This is a genomic window from Bifidobacterium sp. ESL1133 (assembly GCF_058107325.1).
The window spans coordinates 34,753-58,248 of record NZ_JBYLUI010000003.1 but is presented as its reverse complement, the minus strand read 5'-3'; the positions used below and the strand labels follow the sequence as shown (position 1 = coordinate 58,248).

The window sequence follows — 23,496 nt, the reverse complement described above, 5'->3', positions numbered from 1 at the left end:
GGTGGCATATGGTCCAAACAGCGGTACAACCCAACAACGGCGAGACTGTGGCGTGTGCTGCCGAAGCCGGCCAAGCCCAGACCCCGATTCGCATCGGTTTGCTGGGGGCGGGCACGGTCGGTTCACAGGCTGCACGTCTGCTGATTGAGCAGAGTGATGAGTTGGCACGCCGTGTGGGGCGTCCGCTTGAACTGTCCGGCGTGGCCTGCCGTAATCCCCAATCCGTTGATGCACCTTGGATTGACCGGTCACTTTTGACCGAAGACACACAGTCCGTGGTGGATGGCGCCGATATTGTTGTCGAGCTTATCGGTGGATTGGAACCCGCACGCACGCTGGTGCTTGGCGCTTTGCAAGCCGGTAAATCCGTGGTCACGGCCAACAAGGCGTTGCTGGCCAAGTTTGGACCTGAACTGTACCAGGCTGCCGCGAACCATCACGTTGATTTGTTCTTCGAAGCAGCAGTGGGCGGTGCTATTCCTCTGCTTCGGCCACTGTGCGAGTCGCTGTCCGGCGACCACGTCACCCAAGTGCTCGGCATTCTTAACGGCACAACGAATTACATTCTTGACGAGATGACCACAAAGGGACTCGACTTCGACGTAGCGCTGCAGGATGCGCAAGCCAAAGGCTACGCCGAGGCGGATCCCACAGGAGACATTGAAGGCGAAGACGCGGCCAACAAGGCAGCTATCGTGGCATCTTTGGCATTCCACACACCGGTGAGCATCGACGACGTGGCTGTGGAGGGGATTACCAAAATCACCGCAGACGACATCGCCGCTGCCACCGCAGAGGGCAAAGTGGTCAAGCTGTTGGCCGTGGCGCAGCACGATGATGATGGTGTTTCTGCGCGCGTCTACCCGGCGCTGATCTCGAAGGATCATCCGCTGGCGTCCGTGCGTGGCAGCTTCAACGCCGCGTTTGTGCATGCTCAGGCCGCTGACGATCTGATGTTCTACGGCCCTGGGGCTGGTGGCGCGCCCACGGCTTCGGCGGTGCTTGGCGACGTGGTGAGCGCGGCTCGGCATGTCGTTCAGGGGGCGTGGGGGCCGGCGATCGATCTGTACCACACGTTGCCGCAGGCGCCGCTCGACGCTTCGAAGGCGGAGTTTGCGGTGCGTTTCCGCATTTGCGACCGACCTGGAATTTTGGCGCAGATTGCCCAGAAATTCGCGGATTACGGGGTGTCGATCAACGGCATCAACCAGGATTTGAAACCGACAGCGCACAATCCCGGATATTCGGGTGAGCTGCAGACGTTACGTGTGGTGACGCACCGCTGTGATGAAGTGACACTGCGCCGGTGCATGGAAGACGTGTGTAATTTCAGCTTCGTGATAGGTGAGCCGTCGATTCTGCGAGTGATGGACTAGCCGTCGTTCCACGGGTCTGGAGGGGACATGAACCAGCAGCAGCCGCAACAGCGCAAGGAAATTCACCAGGTACAGGTTCGGGTTCCTGCCACCAGCGCGAACCTTGGTTCGGGTTTTGACACGGCAGGTTTGGCGCTCGAGTATTGGGACGATCTCACGTTCACCCGCCACAGTGGCGGGGCTGCGGATGGTGGTTCGGTAGAGGTCATCATTCACGGTGAGGGCGAGGCCACTCTGCCGAGAGACGAACGCCATCTGGTGGTTGCTGCATTCCGCCAGGCAGCTCGTGAGTTTGGGGTACCGACGTTCGGGTTCACTTTGGAGGCGTACAACCGCATTCCGCAGGCTCGCGGCATGGGGTCGTCCGCCGAGGCGATTGTGGCGGGTGTGGCTGCGGCTGCGGCGTTCAGCGGGCAGGATCCGCTTGACCGCATGCGCATATTCGAGGTGGCGGCAAGCATCGAAGGTCATCCGGACAATGTGGCTCCGGCGGTGTTTGGCGGTCTTACTGTCTCTTGGAAGCGTGACGGTGGTTTTGGCACGGTGACCTACCCGGTGGCCGAGGCGTTGCGAGCGGCGGTGTTTATCCCCGACGTTGAACTGTCTACCGAGATGGCGCGCCAGGCGTTGCCGGCTGAAGTGCCTTACGGAGACGCAATATACAACGTTTCCCGTGCCTCTCTGCTCCCCGCGGCGCTTAACGCGCCTTCAGGGCTTGTGGGGAAGGACTTGCTGTTTGAAGCAACGCAAGACAGGCTCCATCAACCGTACCGCAAAACACTGATGCCGGCTTCGTGGGAACTCATCGAACGGTTGCGCGTCCAAGGCTTTGCGGCTTCAGTCTCCGGTGCTGGGCCGTGTGTGTTGGTGCTGGATTACGGTGACGAAGACGAAGCGATTGATCGTGCTGCCTCGGCTCAGCTGGGCAGTGGCCATTGGCGTGTGTTGCACTTGCCCGTCAATGTTTCCGGCGTTGTGGTGCAGTCGCAATAATCCGAGTGCGTTTCCAAGTGCGGTGCGGTAGCATGGAGATAAGTGTTGCGTCGTGCGGCGCGTGAATGGGGAGCGTTATGACTGTTTCTGTGATTTTGGCTTCGAAGTCGCCATCTCGGCGCAATGTGCTGCGTGCTGCGGGGGTGAATCCGACGGTGAGTGTCTCGCGCGTGGATGAGCCGGCCGCGCTGGAACATGAAGCTGTTGTGCAAGGGCGCACGGTGGAATCGTTGAGTGCTGAAGAGCGAGTGATGATTCTGGCTCAAGCCAAGGCGCAGAAGGTATATGACGCTTACCGTCTGGTTGCGGAGACGACATTGCAGGCAAGCGGAGAGCAGGTTACCGCCTTCCCGTTGCAAGCGCGGAATGATGCGCAGATGCAGGGCGATTTGCAAGCGCAGTGCGATCTGCGGGAGAGCTGCGAGGGTTGCGACGGCGGTGAGAGTGGTGATGATGCCCCAGTGGATGAAGGCACCGGTGCCGTGCTTGTTTCACGCCATACAGTGGAACGCTCGGCCGATGAGCGTGCTGCAGATGAGCAGCGAGCCAGCGACCCCACGCTGACCCGTGACTTTTCGGGTTTGGATATCCCTCACATCAGCGAGCCGCTGGAACTTGTTGTATCGCGGGATCCAGGATTTGCCGGGGCGGATGCCAAGGTGCTCATCGTAGGTTGCGATTCGATGTTCCTGTTCGATGGTGAGGCGTTCGGCAAACCGCATACGCCTGAAGTGGCAAGGGAACGTTTGCGTGCCATGCGCGGCAAGAGTGGCGAGCTGTGGACCGGGCATTGCGTTATTGATTTGGCCTCTGGGCGGCAGGAACGTGCCGCCAGCCATGCCACAGTGACCTTTGCTGACTTTACGGACGCAGAGATTGAGGCATACATCGCTTCGGGAGAACCGCTGGAAGTGGCTGGGTGCTTCACACTGGAGGGACTGGGCGGAGCGTTCATCGAGAGTGTGGACGGAGACCCGAGTGGGGTGTTGGGACTGAGCCTGCCGCTGTTGCGTCGTATGGTGAGCTCGCTGGGATTCGCATGGACCGATTTGTGGAATACCGAAGAAGCCCTCGGTGCCGATGCCCGCAGTGCGGTCGAGCCCAATCCTGCTGTCGCTGCCGCAACGCCCAAGGCACCGCAAGGCACGATTCGTCAGCCGGGGGATGGCTGGGTGGATTGCGCATGCGGCAGACGGCACTGGGGGCTGAACGGCGCTGCCGGAGTACTGCTGGCTCGCCGTGATGAGCAGGGGCATGTCACTGATGTGGTTATGCAGCATCGTGCCGTCTGGAGTGCGGAAGGCGGTACATGGGGCGTGCCGGGAGGCGCGATGGCGGTGGGTGAGAATCCTATCGAAGGTGCGCTGCGCGAAGCGTATGAGGAGGCGAATATCACGCCCGACGATGTTGAAGTGGTCGGCACTCACCGCGAGGATCACGGGCCGTGGTCCTACACTACGGTGTTCGCTTTCGAAAAGCCGGGGCATCGTGTGGAACCGCGCGCCAACGACAACGAAAGCCTGACCATCGAATGGGTGCCCGTGAGCAAGGTGGGCGATTTGAAACTGCTTACCGCACTACGCGTGGACTGGCCTGGGTTTGCCGAACGGTTGGAACAACTCGGCTCAAGGTAGATTACCGGTACAACCGAATCATGAATCTTAGCAACGAACTATTCGAAACGGGGCCGAACCATGAACTTGAACATCGATAAGAACGTCGCTCGGCCGCACGCGTTGGTGGGGCTGTTCGAAGCGCTGATGGGCGTCTATTCCGTCAGCGGCAGCGAAACCGAACTGGCTGACGAGGTGGAACGGTTCCTGAAATCGTATGCGCAATTGGAAGTGCACCGCTTGTCAGACACGGTGGTGGCTCTCACCATGTTCGGTAAAGCGCAACGCGTGGTGCTCGCCGGGCATCTCGACACGGTACCGGTCATCGACAACTTCCCTCCGCTTTGGCTTGAGCCGGACGACCCGCGCGTTCGCGAGGACGTGGCAGCGAGCCATCCAGGGGAGCAGGTGATGTGGGGCAGGGGAGCCACCGACATGAAGGCCTCTGACGCGGTGATGCTGTATCTGGCAGCCCAGGTGGGTGCTGCCTCGTTCGATCCTGCGCAGTTGCGCTACGATTTGACGTTCGTGTTCTATGACCATGAGGAGGTGGCCGCCGAACTCAACGGGTTGCGCCGTGTGGCCGAGGAGCGGCCGGAACTGTTGGCCGGCGATTTCGCCATCATCGGCGAGCCGACCGACTGCGGCATCGAAGGCGGGTGCAACGGCACCATGCGCTTCGACGTGGTGAGCCACGGTGTTGCCGCGCATTCGGCTCGCGCATGGATGGGTAGCAACGCCATTCATGCCGCGGCTGAAATCCTCAACCGGCTGGAATCCTACGAGCCGGAAGATGTGGAAGTGGACGGCCTGACCTACCGCGAAGGGGTGAATGCCACGCTCATCTCCGGCGGCACCGGCACCAATGTGATCCCCGACGAATGCCGGGTGCATGTCAACTACCGTTTCGCGCCCGACAAGACCTTGGAGGAGGCCAAAGCGCTCATGATGGGCGGTTCCGCTGCCGACCAGCCGGTTCTGGGAGGCGGAGAACGCGTGGCGCAGGGAGGCATGTTCGCCGGGTTCGGCATCGAGATGAAGGACGAGTCTCCTGCCGCGCGCCCGGGCATGGATGCGCCGCTGTCGCGCTCGCTGGCCGCGTTGGTCAAGCGGCGCACCGGACGCGACCCCCAAGCCAAGCTGGGATGGACGGACGTGGCGCGATTCTCCGCGCTCGGTGTCCCTGCCGTCAACCTGGGTGCCGGCAGTGCGCTGTTGGCGCACAAGGCTGACGAGCAGCTACCGGCTAGCGAACTGGAAACCATGGCCAGCATCCTGAGCGAATGGCTGTTCGATGACTGAGGGTGCCAGAAGTAAAGGCACAGTGCGCACGCTTGCGATTGCCGCGAGTGGCGCACTGTGCCTGCTGTTGTGCACTTTGGTTGTATTGGGAATTCTGTGCAGCAAACAACCGGTTCAGCAACCCGATGCCACGCCCGAGACACCGCTCCTCACCGTCAGGGCACGCCGCGCGGTGAGCGCTCACGAGGATGTGGCACAGGTGATGCACAATATATCTGATGTGTACACGACGCTTGACGTTGAAGCCGGCAATGCTGCACCACATACGTACCAAGGACGATATCAGGGTGGCAGCGCCAACAGTGCTGTTGATGTTACGGTCACTGAGTTCGGCAGCAGCGACGAAGCGCAGCGGATGTTGGTTCAGCTCAAGCAGCAGGATTTAGATGCTGAACAGACACGTGAAGAACATGTGACCGATACTGATGGGCGTCAATTAGGCACTATGGTGACCAGTGTCTCGCCAAAGGCTGCCGAACGCCGAGAAATAGCCCCACGAGACTTGGAAAACACCGTTGATGGTGGCGGTACGGCGCAAAACCAGCAGACATACAAGAAACACGATGTGGTGATATGGACCAATGGCCAGCTGTGCCTGACGTGCAAGGGATTGGGAACCGACGAGTTTTACGGTAGCAGCGTGCTATAGCGCGTGCAGCGGCTGAGACTATGAAGCTCTTGCCTGGTTTCGACTTGCTTGGTCTCAATAAGATATCTGCGAAGGCAGGATTGCAGGCATCTGGCCGGGAAAGCACATGAGAGTCGCGCTTTGCAATATGCACGACTGTGGCGGTACTGCAAGCCTTCAAAGACGAAAAGACCCCGGGCGGCGCACGCTGCGTTCGTCCCGGGGTCTTTGCTATCTGAAGATTACCTTGCGATGCTTAGAAATCCCAATCGTCGTCGTCGGTGGCTTCCGCGTTGCCGATGACGTAGGATGAGCCGGAGCCGGAGAAGAAGTCGTGGTTCTCGTCGGCCGAGGGGGAGAGCGCGGCGATGATCTCGGGGCTCACCTTGGTCTCGGCGGCGGAGAACTTGGCCTCATAGCCCAGGTTCATGAGCGTCTTGTTGGCGTTGTAGCGCACGAATGCCTGCACGTCGTCGATGAAGTCGAAGCCCTCATACACCTGTGCGGAGTACTTGACTTCCAGGTCGTAGAGCTGCTCGAGCAGGTCGTCGGTGTACTGCTTGAGCATCGCCTTGTCGGCTTCGGTGCGCAGTTCCAGGTGCTTCTGGTACTTGTAGCCCGAGTAGTAGCCGTGGATGGCCTTGTCGCGCAGGATGAGGCGAATCATATCGGCGGTGTTCATCAGCTTGGCGCGGCTGGAGAAGTGCAGCGGCAGGTAGAAGCCTGCGTACAGCAGCAGCGAGGAGAGCATTACGGCGGCGATCTTGCGCTTCAGCGGATCGTCGCTTTGGTACTGCGCCATGACGATGCGCACGCGCTCCTGCACCAGGTCGTTGCCCACAGCCCAGCGGTAGGCCTCGTCGATCTGCTCGGAGGAGCAGAACGTGGAGAAGATGGAGGAATACGACCGCGCGTGCACGCTCTGCATGAAGGCGATGTTGGTGTAGATGGCCTGCTCGTGCTCGGTGATGGCGTTCGGAATCTGCACCAGTTCGCCCACGGTGGCCTGCGCGGTGTCGAGCGTGGTCAGGCCGGTGAACACACGCACGGTGGTGACGCGCTCGTGCTCGGTGAGGCTGTTCCAGGAAGGGATGTCGTTGCTCAGCGGCACCTTCTCAGGCAGCCAGAAGTTGGCGATGAGACGGTTCCACACCTCGAGGTCCTTGTCGTCCTGGATGTTGTTCCAGTTCACGGGGCGGATGCGCCCGTTGGGGTTGTCCTTGAACTCAGGCGGGGTGATGGACTCAGCCATCATTTTGTCGTCGGCGAGCTTGACCTCTTCTGCCATGTTTCCTCCGTGTCTATAGCGTTGAAACGCGCCGGAACGTCGCTCGTGGCGGCCGGGCGGGCGCGCGAACCCCTTAACGAACAGGGGTATTCAATGAAGCTCAATCTACCGTATCGAGTAGACGCTGGCGGGGTGGAAAACGGTGTTTTCCGGGCGGAAAAACCGCGAAGCAATGCGCATTGAGGACGGTAGCCCTGAGGTTATGGGATTTGACGAGGCGCATAAAACGTGACGAAAAGAACAAAAATGTGAGGGGTGGTGGTCAGTGGGAGCGCCCGAACTTGACTGTATGACGAGGTGCCAGGAGAGTGATCTATAAAATTTACGAACATGTAAATTTACCCGGTCGAGATAAAGGCGCGTAGCGTGCCGCATATGGGGTGCGGCATATAGTTAGATGTGTGGAGAAGGTGAAGAAAACACAGATTAATCATGCGCTTGGTGCATTGCGGGGCCTAGCGCTTGGAGATGCGCTGGGTATGCCCACGCAGAGTATGAGCGTCACGCAGATCTACCATACGTACGGCACGGTGACTGGTCTGATGGACGCTTCAAGCACTCAGCCTATTGCGCCTGGGATGCCGGCGGGTCATGTGACCGACGATACCGAACAGGCGCTGCTGATAGCATCGCTTATAGCGCAAGGGCATGGCCATATTGACCCGTACCTGTTGGCGCAGAGGCTGTTGGTCTGGGAAGATGGCATGAAAGCTCGCGGATCGCACGATTTGCTGGGACCCTCGACGAAACTTGCGTTGGAACAGGTGCGTGCGGGTGCTGACATCACCACTACGGGGCGTACCGGCACCACCAACGGGGCGGCCATGCGCGTGGCGCCGGTCGGCATCGCTCATAGTGCAGTGCTGCTGACGGAGGGTGTTTCGAGTGCGACTCGCACGAATCCGGAATTTGCCGATTATGTGTATGAATCGTGCCGAGTGACCCACAATACTGAGACCGGTTTCCTTTCCGCTCTGCTGGTGGCGGCTGCTGTGAGCCTTGGCGTGGCCGGGCTGCCGGTTCGTATCGCGCTGGAGCAGGCGCTCTCGATCGCTGAGAGTACGGCGATGCGCGGTGCATGGAGTCCCAAGGCCAATGTGGTCTCCAAGGCGCGGCAGGGAATACGTTTGGCCCGTGCCGTTGCAGACAGTGAGATATCGGCGGACGCGTTCAATCTGCACGCCGAACAGCTGGGCGAGATAGCGGACACGCAAGTCACGCGAGAGCTGGAATTAGAGGAACACCGGTCGCTTGACAGGGCTTTCATTGAGGTGTTGCGAGAGAACTTCGGCACGTCGGTGGAAGCCGACGAGTCGGTGGCGGTCAGTTTCGCTCTGGCATGGCGGTACGCGGACGAACCGCTGAAAGCACTGTTGGGGGCGGCGAATATCGGTGGGGACACCGACACCATCGCTTCCATCGCCGGTGCCATGCTCGGTGCGGCGGCGGGCGCTGATGCATTCCCGTTGGATCTGACGAGTACAGTGGAACGTGTTTCGCAATTGAATCTTGAAGCGGTGGCCGCCTCGCTGGTGGATATACGCCGCGGTGAGTGGAAGGTGTGAGAATTATGGCCGTACTGGCGACTCATGAATCGAATGGTGTGCAATCAGGAGAGGTGGGTGCCGGTACGGGCTCAGCTACTGGGGTGAAGCAGTCCGGTAGTTTGCTCTCCCATGTTGAGCAGCGCGGGATCGAACCGGTTCCTGAAGATCAGCGCAACGGCGGCCCTGGAGAGCTGTTCTGGGTGTGGTTTGCCGCCAACATCTCCATTCTGGGTATTCCCCTTGGTGCCACGTTGATTGCGTTGGGGCTGAACGTATGGCAGGCGCTGCTTGCCACAGCGCTCGGCTCGTTCGGTTCCTTCGCGCTGGTGGGCGTGGTCTCGGTGGCCGGCAGGCGCGGCGGTGCGCCCTCTCTCACCTTGTCCCGTGCTGCGTTTGGCGTGCGCGGCAACGTGGGTCCCACGCTGGTGTCATTGCTTTCCCGCTTGGGCTGGGAGAGCGTGAACACCATCACCGGTGCTTCCGCGCTCCTGTCTTTGTGTGTCATTGCTTTCGGTGTGCCTGCGGGTTACCGTGACAATCCGTGGCTTACCTTCGCTTGTGTGGCCGTGTTCGTGGCGCTTACCGCTGTCATCTCGGTAGCTGGGCACGCGTTTATCGCCACGGTGCAGAAGTGGGCCACGTGGATTTTTGGCGGTCTGACGCTGCTGGTGGCGCTCTACCTTGTCACTACTGTGGATTGGTCCGGCCTGTTCTCCGCCAAACCCGGCCCGATGAGCGCGTTCATCGTCGGCATCGGTACCATCGCCTCGGGCACCGGCATCGGCTGGGTCAATTCGGGGGCGGACATGGCCCGCTATCAGAAAACGCATGTCAAGGCCGGTTCGCTGATTCTTTCGGCGGCGGCAGGTGCCGGTATACCCCTGGTTCTGGTCATCGGCGTGGGGTCGGTGCTCACCGCTGGCGGATCTGGTTTGGCATCAGCGGCTGATCCGGTGGCCGCCGTACGCACGGCACTGCCGGTATGGGTGTCGGTGCCGTACTTGATCGCCGCGTTTGCCGGGCTGCTCATGTCCAACAATCTTTCGGTCTATTCCGCAGGACTGACCACCATTACGCTCGGTGTGCGTGTGCCTCGAGTGGCTGCTGTCTCGCTGGACATCGTGGTCACCACGCTTGCCGCCATGTACTTTATGCTCGGTGCCGACGATTTCTACGGTCCGTTCGTCACCTTTATCTCACTGCTTGCCGAACCGCTCACCGCGTGGGCAGGAGTGTTCTTGGTCGATATGATTTCGCGCCGTACCTACGACCCGGATTCGTTGCTTGACCTGAGTTCACGCTCCAAGTACTGGTATTGGCATGGTATGAACGTGCGTGCGGTGTGCAGCTGGCTGGTCGGTTTGGTAGTCGGATTCCTGTTCGTTACCGCGCAGGTTTCGGACAGCGAAGTTTGGTTCTCTGGTCCTTGGGCGGACACGGTCGTCGGTAAGAACGGCTTGGCGTGGCTGGTCTCGCTGCTGCTTTCCGGAGTGATGTACTGGCTGTGGGGCTTGATCGATGGCAGTGGCAGAAGCGGTGCTGTCTCCTCAAACGGCAACAGCGTTACCGGTGAGGAGCGCGCCTGATGGCACAGCCGTCGATCGTGCATTTGGGGCAGGTGTGCGTTGATATGGCGCTGGCCATTGATCACATGCCGGAGCGCGGTGGCGACTGCTTTGCCGACAGTCAGACCCTGAGTGCGGGCGGCGGATTCAACGTGCTCTACGCGGCACGGCAGATGGGTGCCCCTGCCGCCTATGCCGGAGCGTTGGGGCAAGGGGCTATGGCAGACATAGCCGCTCGAGCATTGCGCGACATCGACGTGCCTTGTACCGGTGCGGTCGTCACCGGGCAGGACACAGGTATCAGTGTGGCCATGACCGAATCGGACGGCGAACGCACGTTCGTTTCCACGCGAGGCGCTGAGACCATGGTGCCGGTTGACACTTACGAACAGTTGGCGATTGAGCCCGGTAGTGTGGTGTACCTGACCGGATATTCGTTGGTGCATGCCGCCAATGCGGAAGCCATCAGACGATTCGTACGCAAGTATCGTGAGCATGCTGGATTTACTGCGTTGTTTGATCCCAGTCCGGTTGTCTCCGACATAGCGCTCGACGACTTGGAAACCATGCGTTCGCTGCACCCAATTTGGTCGGTGAACGAGCGTGAGGCTGGCATATTGTGCGAACGCTTCGGACTTGACTGTGAGCGGCAGGCGGGCGACTGCAGCAGTGATAGCGGTGGCGAAGCGCATCGGGCGAGCGGCGGCACGCGTAAGACGAACGTCGACGCTCAGCGTTGCGAGGAGCTGGCACAGTATCTGGGCAGCTGGGTGATAGTGCGCGTGGGTGCTCAAGGAGCCTGGGTGTGCGATGGTCGCGCACTTGGTGAGTCTGTAGAAGCTGCCGAAACTGGCGCTGCTGGTGTTGCAGGTAGCGCCTCACAGAGCGTTGCTGACGAGGAGCGACATGGCGACGCCAGTAGCGGCCTCAATGCCGGCACCGCAGTGCATATCCCCGCGTACCGTGTCACCGCGCTCGACACCAACGGAGCCGGAGACGCGCACGCCGGCGTGCTGTGCGCCATGCTGTTGGAAGGCCGACCCATGCTCGAAGCGGTGCGCTTGGCCAACTGCGCGGCCGCACTGTCGGTATGTCAGCGCGGCCCGGCCACTTGCCCCAGCAGAGCGCGGTTGCTAGAGTGCTACCACAACGCGCAACAGTGAGCCTGGCGTTGTGTTTGCCGGCGAGTTGAAGGGGGGAGAGAGTGAACGAACGCAGAGTCATCATGTGCCGCACGCGTCCGGTGCTTGAATTCGAGTATGACCCCTCCCAAGCCAAGGCGGTCGGGCAAGGCCAGGTGCTCGATGAGAGACGCTTGCCGCTGGAATTCAAACGGCACGGCACCGTCGCCGTGCACGCCGGCCGAATCGACTCCTGGTGGTCCGGCAGAGCCATTCCGCAGACCCGTGATGGCATTGCTCCAGTGCTGCAAAGCCTCGGCTTGGCTTCAACCAAAGACCTCCTCAACCAATCTCGCGGCTTGAGTCTGTCCGACCAATATTGGGTCAAACCTGTCGATGGTACCGAACGCTGGGAAGACGTGAACTTCTTCGACAACCCGTTCTCCGAGGAGCTAGGGCTGACGTTGCTCACGTCGTTCACGTCCTCACCGCATGTCAGTTTTGACGTACCGGACGCTTCGACCGGCGGCGATCTGCCGAAGCGTTGGACGGTGCGTGCCGATGGCAAGAGAATGTTGGTTAAAGGTGGGCGTGCACTGCAAGAGCCAGTAAACGAGGTGATTGCCAGTGAACTGTGCGAACGGCTCGGCATCTCTGCCGTGCTCTACAAGCTCGGCGAAGAACACAACCATCTAGTGTCGCTGTGCGAGTGCATGGTGAGCGGTGACGAAGAACTGGTGTCTGCATGGCAAGTGTTGGAATCCGTAAAAGCCAGTAACGAGATGGGCTCCAAAGAGCAGTGGCTGGTTGCGGGCGAGCGGTTCGGCGCAGCACGTCAAGATGTGCTGGAAGCTACGGACGACTGGCTGCTAGTGGACTGGCTGATGCGCAATACTGACCGGCATTATAACAATTTTGGGCTTATCCGCAATGTAGAAACGTTGCAGGTGTGGCCCGCCCCAATCTACGATACCGGTGCGTCGCTGTGGGTCGACGAGTTGCATGTGGACAAGCGCGACTATGCTGCCAAGCCGTTTTATATGAGCAGTACCAAACCCTCGGCAAGACGGCAGTTGCAGCTGATCGAAACTTGGGGCAGATACGATTTGACAGGCTTGCTGAGCTGGCCCGATGCCGTGGTGGAGCGGTTGCGCAGTGCAGTCGGGCTGACGGACGATCGCGCTCGAGCCATGAGCCAGGCGCTCGCTGACCGTGTGGCTGTTGCGATTGCAGTCCAGAATGAGAGTGAAGGGAGCGGCCATGCAGCTTGATTCCACCGTGCCTGAGAGCATGACCCACATTCCTATCAGCCCGAACTTTCCCTACGCCTCGATGCGGGGGAAGATCGATTTTGCTCGGTGCGTGACGCTGAGCGCGCACGACCTGAAGCAGCGGCCTGCGGCAACGGTGGTAGGTTCTGCGCTCACAGCAGGCGCGACGCTCATTCGTGTGGAAGCGCAGCAGGAGAGCGCTCGCACGGTCACCGCGCTTGCCGCTGCAGTGGCGGTGGCTATGGCGAACGCCGGCGTGCGCCGTGCAGTGCCGTTGTTGCTGGAAGGTTACGTGGATGTGGCATGGGTGTGCCGGCGTATGGGCATCAAAGTGGACGGTGTGCAGCTTGGGAACGAGGATTTGCCTTCGGTGCAAGTGCGCGCTTTGCTTGGGGGCGAAGCCATCGTAGGGCTTGCGGTTGCTGATGAGGCCGACGTGGAGGCTGCCAACGCACTGCCTGATGGGTGTGTGGACTATTTGGTGATTGAAACGGGTGTGGCTGCTGGTCTGAGTGAATCTCATATATCCGCTCTACGCAAGCTGAGCCGTGTGCCTGTCGTCTGCTGACGGTGAGGTTGGGTGACGATTGTTGGCAGTCTCATCAAGTTAGGCACACGTTGTCGAGTTGTCTACTGAATGCGCGGCCGAATTACGATTGCTGGGGGTTGTGCGGTGTGATCCAATCGCGAATAGGAAAAAACAACAGTGGTGTTGATTCGTGTGCATCGTGATTGTTACATAGCTCATTAAGGTAACAGCAAGCTGGCGATTAACGCAACAGAACCGTCGCTTATTGAACGTGAGCGTCGGTTGTGTTGCGTAAGTAGAGTGCGTGATGGCGATTCCATTGCTGAGGGTGTTTTGGTGTCGGTTGTGTGGCGTGCATCATGGTGGTGAGGATGAATCCACCGTAAGCGTGGTGCCAGTGGGTAACCAATGGTCGCATTCAATGCATTCAACGTTGCAGGTAGGGCAGCGATGCCTTGTTGAGCGCCAAGTGTGATGATTGATTGCAAGTTGTTGTGTGGCGCAAATATCGGCAGAAACCGGCTATTTCCTGTCGATATTTGTGTCAATGCCCAAAATTGTGACGGTTTCGCCATCGCGGTGGGATGTACGCATGATACTGCCCCGAGCGCAGCGTTTCGTTATCGCACGGTGGGGTTCCCCATCCGATACCGCCCCGAGCGCAGCGTTCGCGGTGATTGCACTATCATCTGCTCGGCTGTGCGATGAACATGTGGGCATTTCGTGCGCTGCGAGCCGCAGACGCCTAGGATAAGACTGTTTGCAATGCGCGAAAACGAAAGCGGAGTTTCGGCGGAGTCTTGACAGAACTCTGACGGATTCTTGGCGGAGTCCCGACGGAATTCGACAGTCAAGAATTCTTCGCCGCGCGCGACATGATGCAGCAAAGCACGAACGGGAGGCCCAGTTGACGCGAACCGACACCACTGTGACGACAGGAAACGAACGGCACTCCTCGGGGGTGCAGCGCAACTTGAAAACCCGTCATATCTCCATGATTGCTCTCGGCGGCTGCATCGGTACCGGTCTGTTCATGACCTCCGGATCCACCATCTCCGAAGCCGGCCCGGGCGGTGGCCTTGTGGCCTACACCGCCATGGGGTTGATGATCTACTTCCTCATGACCAGCTTGGGTGAGCTCGCCACCCACATGCCGGTCTCCGGTTCCTTTGCCGTCTACAGCTCAAAATACGTCGATCCGGCGCTCGGCTTTGCCATGGGTTGGGATTACTGGCTTAACTGGGCCATCGCAGGTGCGGTGGACATCTCCACAGCCGCCCTGCTCATGCAGTACTGGTTCCCCAACTCTCCGGGATGGGTATGGAGCTTGGCGGTGCTGGTCATCATCTTCCTCATCAACATGCTCAACGTCTCGGCGTTCGGCGAGACCGAATTCTGGCTTTCCCTGCTCAAAGTCGTCACTATCGTCGTCTTTCTTGTAGTAGGCGTGGCCATGATCTGCGGCATCATGTTCCAGCCTGCAGTAGGGCTGAAGAACTTCATGTACAAGGATGCACCGTTCGTTGGCGGACTGCCGGCCATCATGAGCGTGTTCCTGATCGCCGGTTACTCCTTCCAAGGCACTGAAGTGGTTGGGGTCACTGCCGGCGAATCCGACAACCCGGGCAAAGCCGTGCCCAAAGCCATCAACGAGGTGTTCTGGCGCATTCTTCTGTTCTACGTGCTCTCCATCTTCATCATCGCTGCTCTCATCCCCTATACCAGCCCCAACCTGCTCAATGCGTCGGACTCCAACGTGGCCATGTCGCCCTTCACCATCGTGTTCCAGCGGGCAGGGTTGGCGGGGGCTGCCAGCGTCATGAACGCCGTGGTGCTCACCTCCATTCTTTCTGCGGTCAACACGGGTGCCTACGCATCCAGTCGTATGCTCTTCTCTATGGCTGAGCAAGGCTACGCCCCGAAATTCCTGAGCCACACCACGAAACGCGGTATTCCTGTCGCGGCGCTTGCGGCAACGCTGTTGGTGGAGCTGGCGGCGTTTGCTTCGAGCATCTTCGGGCCGAAGTTCTACATGTGGTTGGTCACTGCTACCGGGCTTACCGGGTTTATTGCTTGGATGGGTATTGCGTTGAGCCATCTGCGGTTCCGCCGTGCGTTCAAACTGCAGGGGCATAAGCTGTCGGAACTGAAATATCATGCCAAGTTGTTCCCTCTCGGTCCGGTGCTCGCCTTGGTGATTTGTGCGGTTGTTATTGCCGGGCAGGATATTCAAGGCTTTGCGCAGGGTGACTGGGGGTCCGTGCTATCCACTTATTTCAGTGTCATCTTGGTGGCGGCGCTCTACTTTGGCTATAAAATCAAGCACCATACCAAGATTGTGAAGTTGCGTGACATCGACCTTTCTTCGGCAAGGCCTGATGCCGCCGAAGAACAGGAATCATGACTAAGGCTCACGTGCCGTGCGATGCTATGGACGGCGACGTACCCGCAGTTCGTGCAGCCCAAGCGCGGTGCTTACCAGCAGTACAGCGACGATGGGGCCGGCAAATACAGGAGCCGAATCGCCGGTGAACGGCAGCCTGCTTTGCGGTGGAACAGGAGGGGCGATGAACGTGAACTGCAAGGTTTGCGCGGGTTGTGCCACTCCGTCGAGTTCCCAGTTGATGGTGACCGGATAGGTGCCGGCGGTGTGGCTGGGCGTGGTGACGGTCCATGAAGACGCGTAGTCAGAAGAAGATGCATGGGCGAGGTCGGTACCGTTGGTGCCGCCGAACTGAATGGAGGTCACATGTGCCTGCGCAGTCTGCTGGTTTCTTGTCGGGGCGAGGTAACCGGCGGTGACGCTACCGTTGGCGTTGCGCCCGACGCCTAGTTGACCCGAGTAGTTCTGTCCCCACGAGTATTGCGCTCCATCCTTGGAACGGGCGATGGAATGGTTCTCACCAGCGCTGATGCCGGCGTACGTGGTGTCCGGTTTTCCTGTGGCGGCAGCGGCAGGTGCGGTGACGTTTCCGCCCTGTTTGCCGTTGCCGAGCTCTGCTCCGGCGTTTTTGCCCCAACTGTATGCGTTGCCGGTGGCACTCAGCGCGAGTGAGTGATATTGGCCGGCGCTGATGGCGGTGAAGATCGCCGAGTCTGGAGCCTTCACCGCGGTAAAAGTGGAGGTAAAAGCAGAGGTGGAGGTGTTGCCGGTGGTGCCTAATCCTAGCTGGCCATAGGTGTTGTTTCCCGCAGCGTAGATGGTGCCCGAGGAGCTCAGAGCCAGAGCGTGAATATACCCGGCGCTGATGGCGGTGAATCTGGCGTGGTCTGGAGATGTGACTGCTGCCGGGACGGCGCGGCTGTCTGTGGTGCTGTCGCCGAGCTGACCGGACGCGTTGTTGCCCCAAGAGTAGATGGTGCCCGAGGTGCTCAATGCCAGGGAGAAGGTGCTGCCTGCGGCCACGCTGGAGAACAGGTTTCCAGTGTTCACAAGGTGCGGTGTGGTGTTGTCGTCCAGTGTGCCGTTGCCGAGCTGGCCGCTGCTGCCTTGTCCCCAAGACCAGACGTCGCCGTTGGTGGAGACGGCCAGTGCGAAGCTTTGCCCTGCGCTGATTGAGTTGAACGCTACTGCAATGCCGTCTTTGGTGATGTTGAGACAGGTGGGGGCTGTGCGGGTGGTGGTAGTGCTGTCGCCGAGCTGGCCGTTGCTGTTGTATCCCCATGTCCAGATGTGGCCATCTGTGTCAAGGGCCATGGAGAAGTCATTGCCTGCACTGATTTGCGTGAAACGTACGCCGGCTGGGGCGGCTGCCCTGACCGGGGAGAGAGCCACTGTGGTGGTGCCGTCGCCGACGGCGCCGTTCTGATTGTGTCCCCAAGCCCAGATGGTACCGCTGGTGTCGAGTCCGAGCGTGTGGGTGTAGCCGGCACTCAGCTGTACATAACTACGACCGTTGACCGGAGTAAGGCTTACGGTGGTTTTTCCTGTGCTCGGTCCGGAGTCTGGGCTGATGGTGTACTGATGCCAGTGTGCTCTCAAAGTGAGGCTGGTGGTGACCGGTCTGCTGAAATCGTAGAGGGTGTCACCGTCGTACCAGCCGGCAAAGGCGTGGTTGCCTTTGGTGGGTGTTGCAGGCATGGTGGCACGCATGCCTCCTGAAACCTGTTGGCTTGCAGGAGGTTCGGAGCCGCCGTCGGTATCGAAGGTGACGGTCAGTGGAGCCGCCATGGCGACACGGGTGAAGGTGAAAGGCACTGTGGTGGGCGTTTGTGCCGCGCCGTTGAACGTCCAATTGATGGTCATGGTCACGGTGCCTGGAGCATGGGCGGGGGTGGTGACGCGCCAGCGTCCGGCTGCAGAATCGTACGCCAGTCCTTTGCCGGGGGTGCTGCCGAAGGTGACGGAAGTGAGGATGATGTGGTAGAAGGTATCGCTGGTTTTGGCAGGGTCGGTCAGCATGGTGGTGCCATCAAGCTTGCCTGCTCCGGTCTGCAGGTTGGTGTTGTCTCCCCAAGCCCACAGGTTGCCGTCGCGGTCGAGTGCCATCGAGGTGTTGCCGCCGGCGCTGATGGTGGCGATATGCTGTCCTGTCAGAGCGGTGACCGGAGTTGGGGACGGGGACGGCGTGGTTGACTTGGTGCCGTTGCCCAGTTGTCCGTCGATGTTGCTGCCCCATACGTAGACGTTGCCGTCGCTGCTCATGGCCATGCTGTGCTTTGCTCCTGCGCTGATGGAAGTAAAGGTGACACCGTTCGGCATGGCGAGAGGGGTGGGGGTGAATTGGTTGTCCGCTCCTGTGCCCCACTCCCAAGCGCGACCGTCGTTGCTTAAGGCGAGCGCATGGTTGTCTCCGGCCTGCACGGTCTTGAAGGTGACGCCGGGAACAAGTATGCGGGTGGGGGTGGTGGCTGTTCCGGTTTTTGTGCCGTTGCCGAGGGTGCCGTTTTTGTTGTCTCCCCAAGTCCACAGGTTGCCGTGCACATCAATGGCGAGGGTGTAGTCGTCTCCCGCGGCGATGTCGATGAAGGATAGGCGGGTGTGCACGTTGGCATCGGGGTCGAAGGGGCTGACGATGGTGGGTGTGGAGATTTGGCTGGTCTTGCTTCCGTCGCCGACCTCGCCGCGGGCGTTGTCTCCCCATGCATAGATCAGGCCGTTGCTGCTGAGTGCCAGAGAGTGGCGCATGCCGGTGCTGACCTTGGTGAATGGCGCGGTGGAGCCGGAGATGGTGATGGGGGTGGGTGCGGTGATTTTACCTGCGATTTTGCCGTTGCTGAGTTGGCCTCGCGAATTGCTGCCCCAAGCCCAGATGGTGCCGTCGGTGCTTAAAGCCAGGGTGTGGTTGGTACCGGTGGAGACTTGGGAGAAGGTGACGGGGGTGCCGTCGGTGTTGGTCGCTGGCACTGGTTTGGGATCCGCGACTTTGGCGGAGGAACCGGGGCCTACATGCGCGTTGACGTTGCTGCCCCAGGCGTAGATGGTCTTGTCGGCGCTGAGGGCCACGCTCGCGGTGGTGCCGGTGCTCACCTGTGTGAAGGTATATCTGCTGGGTGCGGTGATTTCCACTGGGGTGTTGCCGCTTTCGATGCCTGTGTCTGGGGAGGCGGTGAAAGCGGTGCTGACAGGTTTGGAAGGAACGGAGGCGAGGGGGCTGACGGTGTTGGACGGGGATGTGGCATCGCTGGCGGGGAGAGGCTCAGCTGTGCGTGTTTGAGGTGCTGAAGACGTGGTGTTGGGTGCGGCTATGGCACAACTGTGGTCGGTGACGCACAGGATTACCGCACATACTGCTGCGGTGAGCGCTGCAATGGTGGTGCGGTGGCGGCGTATGCCATGCATTGCCTGGTGTTGATTGTGCGTGCTGACCATCCTCAAAAAATAACCTCATCCAAAATCGGCGTGATGGGCCCATATGGGCATCAACGGGGAATGTGGATAAGGTATCAGTGAAGGATAAGAACGGCGAGAGTCCAATATTAGTTACTTCGATGCAAAATGCCTATAAGGGAACAGTAAGACTATTTCTGTATGTCTAAATTCTTAGAGGTGTGTGAGGTGAGCTACATGAAAATGTGCATCTCTTAGGCAGAAAGTAGAAGTAATTACTATTTACTGCAGATATGAGAAGTTGTATAAATCACATGGAAGATATGCTATTTGTATAACAACGTTAATGTTGCTTCTCATTGGCGCGGTCTTGCATTCTTCCGATGATGATGGCTGTGTGCAGCACGAATGCGTCTCTCGGGTTCGTGGCATCCCACCCGCAGGTTTCTGCGATGCGCTTGAGTCGGTAACGCACGGTGTTGGGGTGTACATTCAGCGCACGGGCGGCGGTGTCAAGGGCGCTTCCATGTTCCAGGAATGCCGTCACGGTGTCAAGGTTGATCTGGTCGTCGCTGGTCTGCAAGCGGCGATACACCGTATGGTAGAGCTCCTGCTTGGCAGCCTTGTCTCCCGCTAGAGCGCGTTCGGGCAGAGCGTCTGCGGCGCGCAGTGGGTGTGTGGGCCCCATGAATGCCGATGCGGCATGCAGAGTGGAAATTGTGGCGGTCACTGTGTCGGCTGCGCCTGTGATGCCGGTCATTTGGGAACCTAGGGCCACTGGGCTATTGGTGTCGAAAGCGGGCAGTGTGGCGGTGCAGGTCACTTCTGGCGTGACGGCGCTGTGTACTGCGATAAGGGCGACGCATGCGTCTTCGTTACGTCCGATGAGGCAGTGGGTGCCTCCAAGGTCATGCACACTTTGCCTAATTTTTTGCGCACATGTGTCGAATAATGTGGCGGGCGTCCCTGCGAGTGCAAAACAGGTGAACGTGTCAGGCCAGCCCAACATGTGCATCAGTGCCTGTGCGCGCTGGTCGCTGATATGTGCCGCGAGGCACTCGAACGCTGCTGTTTCCAGTCGGCCGCTACTGGATAGTGCTTCAACGAGATTAATGTCAAGAGGCTTGTCACCATCAGTGCCGGTGCTTGCCGGCGTGCGTTCGACGATGACCTCGCTGGTTGAGGTCGAATCGCGCTCTGCCTCATCTGTCTGCTCGTACGCAGCGGTGTGTTTCGCGCTCGGCTTGCTGCCCGAAGCCAGATCCAGGAAATCAGGTGATTGTTTCACGCTCATGCCTCCAGTCTAGCCGCTGTGCGAGCTTCACGCGTTTCGAGTACAAAGGTGAGGGCCACGAAACCGAACACGAACACCAGCGGGAGCATATGACGCTCGAAGTTGTTGGCGGGAGATGTGATCATCACACCCATGAGCAGTAGCAAGGGCAGGTGGAGAGACAGGGTGCGCCATCGTCGCGACAGCACTTCGGCAGCTCCGACGAGCAGTGTGAGCACCACATAGAAGTTGCCGTGGAAGAACCATCCAATCACGGGAATGGAACCCAGCTGCTCCACTGCGCCGACAACATTGGTGCGCCATGACCCACACCAGGAGGCGATGGTGGGGGACTCGTTCTCCAGCTGCGGGTTCGACACGTAGTAGGCCATGTCGGTATATGGTGGGTCGGTCACATCGAAGTAGCCGTACGCTTCGGACAATGCTGCGTCGAGCGCCACCACCGGGTTGGCTTTGATGATATCCAACCATGCGGAGTTGAGCTGCTTCATGTCGTCCTTGGTTACTGTACGCCACCGGTAGCTTACTTTCTTGGACTGTATTCCCGACGATTTCGCCGGGTCGGCGTCTTGCGGATAATAGGCTTCGGCCATCTGGTCCAGGTTGACGATGGGGGCGATTTTGGCTTTGGCTGACTCCGGGATGCTCTGAGGGCTGAGTTTGGCTACGCGTGCGATCTGCTGCAATTGCACGCCGTGGCTTTCTATGGGGTCTCCGCCGATAATGGCACCGCTGGATATGGCGAGCGACAGACCACCATGAATGATGATGACTGGCAGCAGCATGCCGATGCTGTAGGTTTTCCAATGCTTCCGGTTGGCTACGAGCATGATCGCGAACTGGAAGACCACCACATACCAAGCATATTTGGCGCTGATGAGCATGATTGATGTGGACAGCACCAGAGCCACCAACGTGTGCGCTCTGGTGTGTCGATATTGACCGTCTTCGCCCTTTCTGCCGCGATCCATGATTTCCCAGTTGATCCCGAACCACCAGGCAAACGCGAAGGCGAACAGTGGGGACTTGGTCAATGAGATTGTGGAAAACTGAACGAGCGGGCACAACAGCAGGAATGCGATGATGATGAATCTCGGGCATGCGCCCACGCGGCTCTTGTCCTCGTGACGCCATGGGCGATTGAAAAAACGATTGGACAGGGATGCCAGAGAAAAGGCGGCAAACAGAAACTGACTTGATGACAGTGCTGTGATACCCAGATCGTTGCTGTTGGTCAGATACCGCGAGGCTGCGGCCACGGCACCGTAGACTATGGTGAGCACGATGTTGTGCTGGTCGGTCAGATAGGTCGGATTGCTTGGCCACAGGTAGTGCGCGGTCGGGTAGATATCCATCGGTACAAAGGAAAAGAAGCCGATGTATGGCTGTTTGATGCCGGTCCACTGGTTCCAAGCCCAACTGAACTCGCGGAACTGATTGCGAAGATCGGCTCCGAACGCGCTGACCAGCGTGGTAGGTACCCACAGCCAGCCCACGACCAATACCAGCATGATGGCCCACCAGCTGCCGGTAGCGCGCATAATAGCGGTGCTGAGCAACTGTGGTGTCCGTCGTGCCACGCGTCCCAGAGCATGCAAAATATTGGCGATGACGGAGGATCGTGACTCTGTCGAAGCGGAAGCGACGGTTGGTTCTTCCGCCCTTCCGGTGCGGCGATATGCGCTCATCGCCGCAGCCAGACGACGACGCCATGCGGCGAATTTGCGGGGCAGCGCCAGACGCCCTTGGGCGAACCTCGCCAGAACGATGACGACGGAAGCGTAGATGGCGAACGCCAGAGCGAATACTGCTGCGTTGTTCCAAGAGAAGTGGGCAATGCTGGCGCCGTTCGGATTCCAATCGAACTGCCGGTACAGCGGACCCAACGCCGTGCACAAGGCCAGCCATAAGCAGGCCGCCATCGCCAAGACCCAGCGTGCCGCCGCCCAAAACGTTGCGGCCTTGCTGCGGCGTCCAAGGTGGCTGTGCGTGGATCTGCTCGGTTCTGCTCGCTTCTGGGACTCGGTCATGCCAAGGATTCTAGCCCGAACGCGCAACCGCCTGTGCTGCACGCAACCCTGATGTGGCAGTCATGTGGCGGTTGTGCGGAAGTAAGGGCGGTGCGGCCAGTAGAGTTGACATCATGCATGAGCCTCACGCCGCCGATAGCCAACACGCCATAACCGATCTCAATGCTGTGCGCACGGAATATGCGGCGTTCGCCGAGCAGGCCGGAGCCGTCCTGCCGGCCATGCCGCGCACCGAACGAGAGGCTGACCAAGTCGTGCCGCTCGCCGCAATCGACTCCACCATGTTCCTGGCACGTCAAATGATCTGCGACGGTTCCATGCCGCTAATTGACGAAAATGGCAACCCGCTGATGGCGGCGATGTGCGCCGACTGCCAGAGCGCAGGGCATGGCAGGCTCGGTCGCGCCTGGTCTGATGAGGCAGGCTCCTCCTTCCTGGTCACCTATGCCACGGCATTGCCGTACGACCTTGTGACGAACCCTGAGTTCAACGGTTGGTTCACCATCGAGGCAGGTCTCGCCGAAGTGGAAGCGCTGCATGAGACGTTGGACGAGTATGGCGCGAAGCTCATCGACCCGAACCATGATCTAGCCATCAAATGGCCCAACGACATCTTCTACGATGGGCACAAGCTGGGAGGCATCCTCACTGAACTGGTCACGCTGCCTGCCGACGCCGTTCTTGCAGGATGTCGTCACGCTGTGGGCGTGATGTTCGGCCTTGGGCTGAACCTGAATCTCGATGAAGCCCACCTGCCCACACCCATCTCCACTTCACTGCAACTGCTCTACACAGCCCTTCCTGACTCGCGCGAACTGCGAGACGCGCTATCGGCGAACATCACTCGTCGCCTGCGCTCGCGTTTGTCTGCATTGGTGGAGACTCCCGACCGCACACGCGGCGAGCTGCTGGAGAGTATGCGCGCATTGTGCTGGACGCTGGGACAGCAGGTGGAGGCCAAGTTCATGGACGGCTCGACCCTGACCGGCCGTGCGGTGGCGATGAACGCCGATGCGTCGCTCACTGTGGAAGACGAGCAGGGGGAGCGCCACGTGGTGCAGACTGCGGACGTGGGTGTCATTGCCTGACAGAGTGTTCCCGACGTGCGGTGAGCGAGGCGGGTCAAGGTTTGTGTGAGGGAACAAAACCTGCTGGATTTTTTGTAATTT

At 59.6% G+C, this 23,496-nt stretch carries 16 protein-coding genes; 12 read left to right on the top strand and 4 right to left on the bottom strand.

Annotation, left to right across the window (positions count from 1 at the left end; genetic code table 11):
* The first annotated feature begins 8 nt into the window (after positions 1-8).
* The 5 genes from AC3B5A_RS03835 to AC3B5A_RS03815 all read left to right on the top strand — a co-directional run bounded on the left by AC3B5A_RS03835 (position 9) and on the right by AC3B5A_RS03815 (position 5,933).
* Positions 9-1,376: a homoserine dehydrogenase gene (locus AC3B5A_RS03835; protein ID WP_489760384.1), complete on the top strand. Its 1,368-nt coding sequence runs from the start codon at positions 9-11 to the stop codon at positions 1,374-1,376.
* A gap of 27 nt (positions 1,377-1,403) precedes the next feature.
* Entirely contained in the window at positions 1,404-2,369 is a 966-nt protein-coding gene (gene thrB, locus AC3B5A_RS03830; RefSeq protein WP_489799021.1) for a homoserine kinase, read from the top strand.
* 77 nt (positions 2,370-2,446) lie between these two features.
* Positions 2,447-4,003 carry a Maf family protein gene (locus AC3B5A_RS03825; RefSeq protein ID WP_489799019.1) on the top strand — a complete coding sequence of 519 codons (1,557 nt, stop codon included), beginning with the start codon at positions 2,447-2,449 and terminating at the stop codon, positions 4,001-4,003.
* Positions 4,004-4,063: 60 nt separating this feature from the next.
* On the top strand, positions 4,064-5,284 hold the full coding sequence (gene dapE, locus AC3B5A_RS03820; RefSeq protein ID WP_489799017.1) for a succinyl-diaminopimelate desuccinylase: 1,221 nt from the start codon (positions 4,064-4,066) through the stop codon (positions 5,282-5,284).
* Complete coding sequence (locus tag AC3B5A_RS03815) at positions 5,277-5,933, top strand: hypothetical protein (protein WP_489760388.1); 657 nt, start codon at positions 5,277-5,279, stop codon at positions 5,931-5,933. The genes dapE and AC3B5A_RS03815 overlap by 8 nt, the downstream gene beginning before the upstream one ends.
* Before the next feature lie 235 nt (positions 5,934-6,168).
* On the opposite strand, the gene nrdF is transcribed toward AC3B5A_RS03815, so the two are convergent.
* A complete protein-coding gene (gene nrdF / locus AC3B5A_RS03810; RefSeq protein WP_489760403.1) occupies positions 6,169-7,164 on the bottom strand; it encodes a class 1b ribonucleoside-diphosphate reductase subunit beta in 996 nt (331 codons plus the stop codon).
* 437 nt (positions 7,165-7,601) lie between these two features.
* On the opposite strand from nrdF, the gene AC3B5A_RS03805 reads away from it, so the two are divergent.
* The 6 genes from AC3B5A_RS03805 (at position 7,602) to AC3B5A_RS03780 (ending at position 15,637) form a co-directional block, all read left to right on the top strand.
* Positions 7,602-8,765 (top strand): ADP-ribosylglycohydrolase family protein, encoded by a 1,164-nt coding sequence (locus tag AC3B5A_RS03805; RefSeq protein ID WP_489760389.1) that lies wholly within the window; start codon positions 7,602-7,604, stop codon positions 8,763-8,765.
* A gap of 5 nt (positions 8,766-8,770) precedes the next feature.
* Positions 8,771-10,333 carry a purine-cytosine permease family protein gene (locus tag AC3B5A_RS03800; protein WP_489760390.1) on the top strand — a complete coding sequence of 521 codons (1,563 nt, stop codon included), beginning with the start codon at positions 8,771-8,773 and terminating at the stop codon, positions 10,331-10,333.
* Positions 10,333-11,475: a PfkB family carbohydrate kinase gene (locus AC3B5A_RS03795; protein WP_489799015.1), complete on the top strand. Its 1,143-nt coding sequence runs from the start codon at positions 10,333-10,335 to the stop codon at positions 11,473-11,475. The genes AC3B5A_RS03800 and AC3B5A_RS03795 overlap by 1 nt, the downstream gene beginning before the upstream one ends.
* A 41-nt stretch (positions 11,476-11,516) precedes the next feature.
* Complete coding sequence (locus AC3B5A_RS03790) at positions 11,517-12,704, top strand: HipA domain-containing protein (RefSeq protein WP_489799013.1); 1,188 nt, start codon at positions 11,517-11,519, stop codon at positions 12,702-12,704.
* Positions 12,694-13,272: a thiamine phosphate synthase gene (locus tag AC3B5A_RS03785; RefSeq protein WP_489799011.1), complete on the top strand. Its 579-nt coding sequence runs from the start codon at positions 12,694-12,696 to the stop codon at positions 13,270-13,272. The genes AC3B5A_RS03790 and AC3B5A_RS03785 overlap by 11 nt, the downstream gene beginning before the upstream one ends.
* Before the next feature lie 889 nt (positions 13,273-14,161).
* Positions 14,162-15,637 (top strand): amino acid permease, encoded by a 1,476-nt coding sequence (locus AC3B5A_RS03780; RefSeq protein WP_489799009.1) that lies wholly within the window; start codon positions 14,162-14,164, stop codon positions 15,635-15,637.
* A gap of 24 nt (positions 15,638-15,661) precedes the next feature.
* On the opposite strand, the gene AC3B5A_RS03775 is transcribed toward AC3B5A_RS03780, so the two are convergent.
* The 3 genes from AC3B5A_RS03775 to AC3B5A_RS03765 all read right to left on the bottom strand — a co-directional run bounded on the left by AC3B5A_RS03775 (position 15,662) and on the right by AC3B5A_RS03765 (position 22,327).
* On the bottom strand, positions 15,662-19,015 hold the full coding sequence (locus AC3B5A_RS03775; protein WP_489799007.1) for an RCC1 domain-containing protein: 3,354 nt from the start codon (positions 19,013-19,015) through the stop codon (positions 15,662-15,664).
* Between the two features lie 331 nt (positions 19,016-19,346).
* The gene (locus tag AC3B5A_RS03770; RefSeq protein ID WP_489799005.1) at positions 19,347-20,297 is read right to left on the bottom strand and encodes a PucR family transcriptional regulator; all 951 of its coding nucleotides are present in this window, start codon (positions 20,295-20,297) and stop codon (positions 19,347-19,349) included.
* Complete coding sequence (locus AC3B5A_RS03765; RefSeq protein WP_489799003.1) at positions 20,294-22,327, bottom strand: DUF6020 family protein; 2,034 nt, start codon at positions 22,325-22,327, stop codon at positions 20,294-20,296. The genes AC3B5A_RS03770 and AC3B5A_RS03765 overlap by 4 nt, the downstream gene beginning before the upstream one ends.
* Positions 22,328-22,440: 113 nt before the next feature.
* Between AC3B5A_RS03765 and AC3B5A_RS03760 the strand changes: the two genes are divergently transcribed.
* Positions 22,441-23,415: a biotin--[acetyl-CoA-carboxylase] ligase gene (locus tag AC3B5A_RS03760; RefSeq protein WP_489760399.1), complete on the top strand. Its 975-nt coding sequence runs from the start codon at positions 22,441-22,443 to the stop codon at positions 23,413-23,415.
* Positions 23,416-23,496 lie beyond the last annotated feature (81 nt).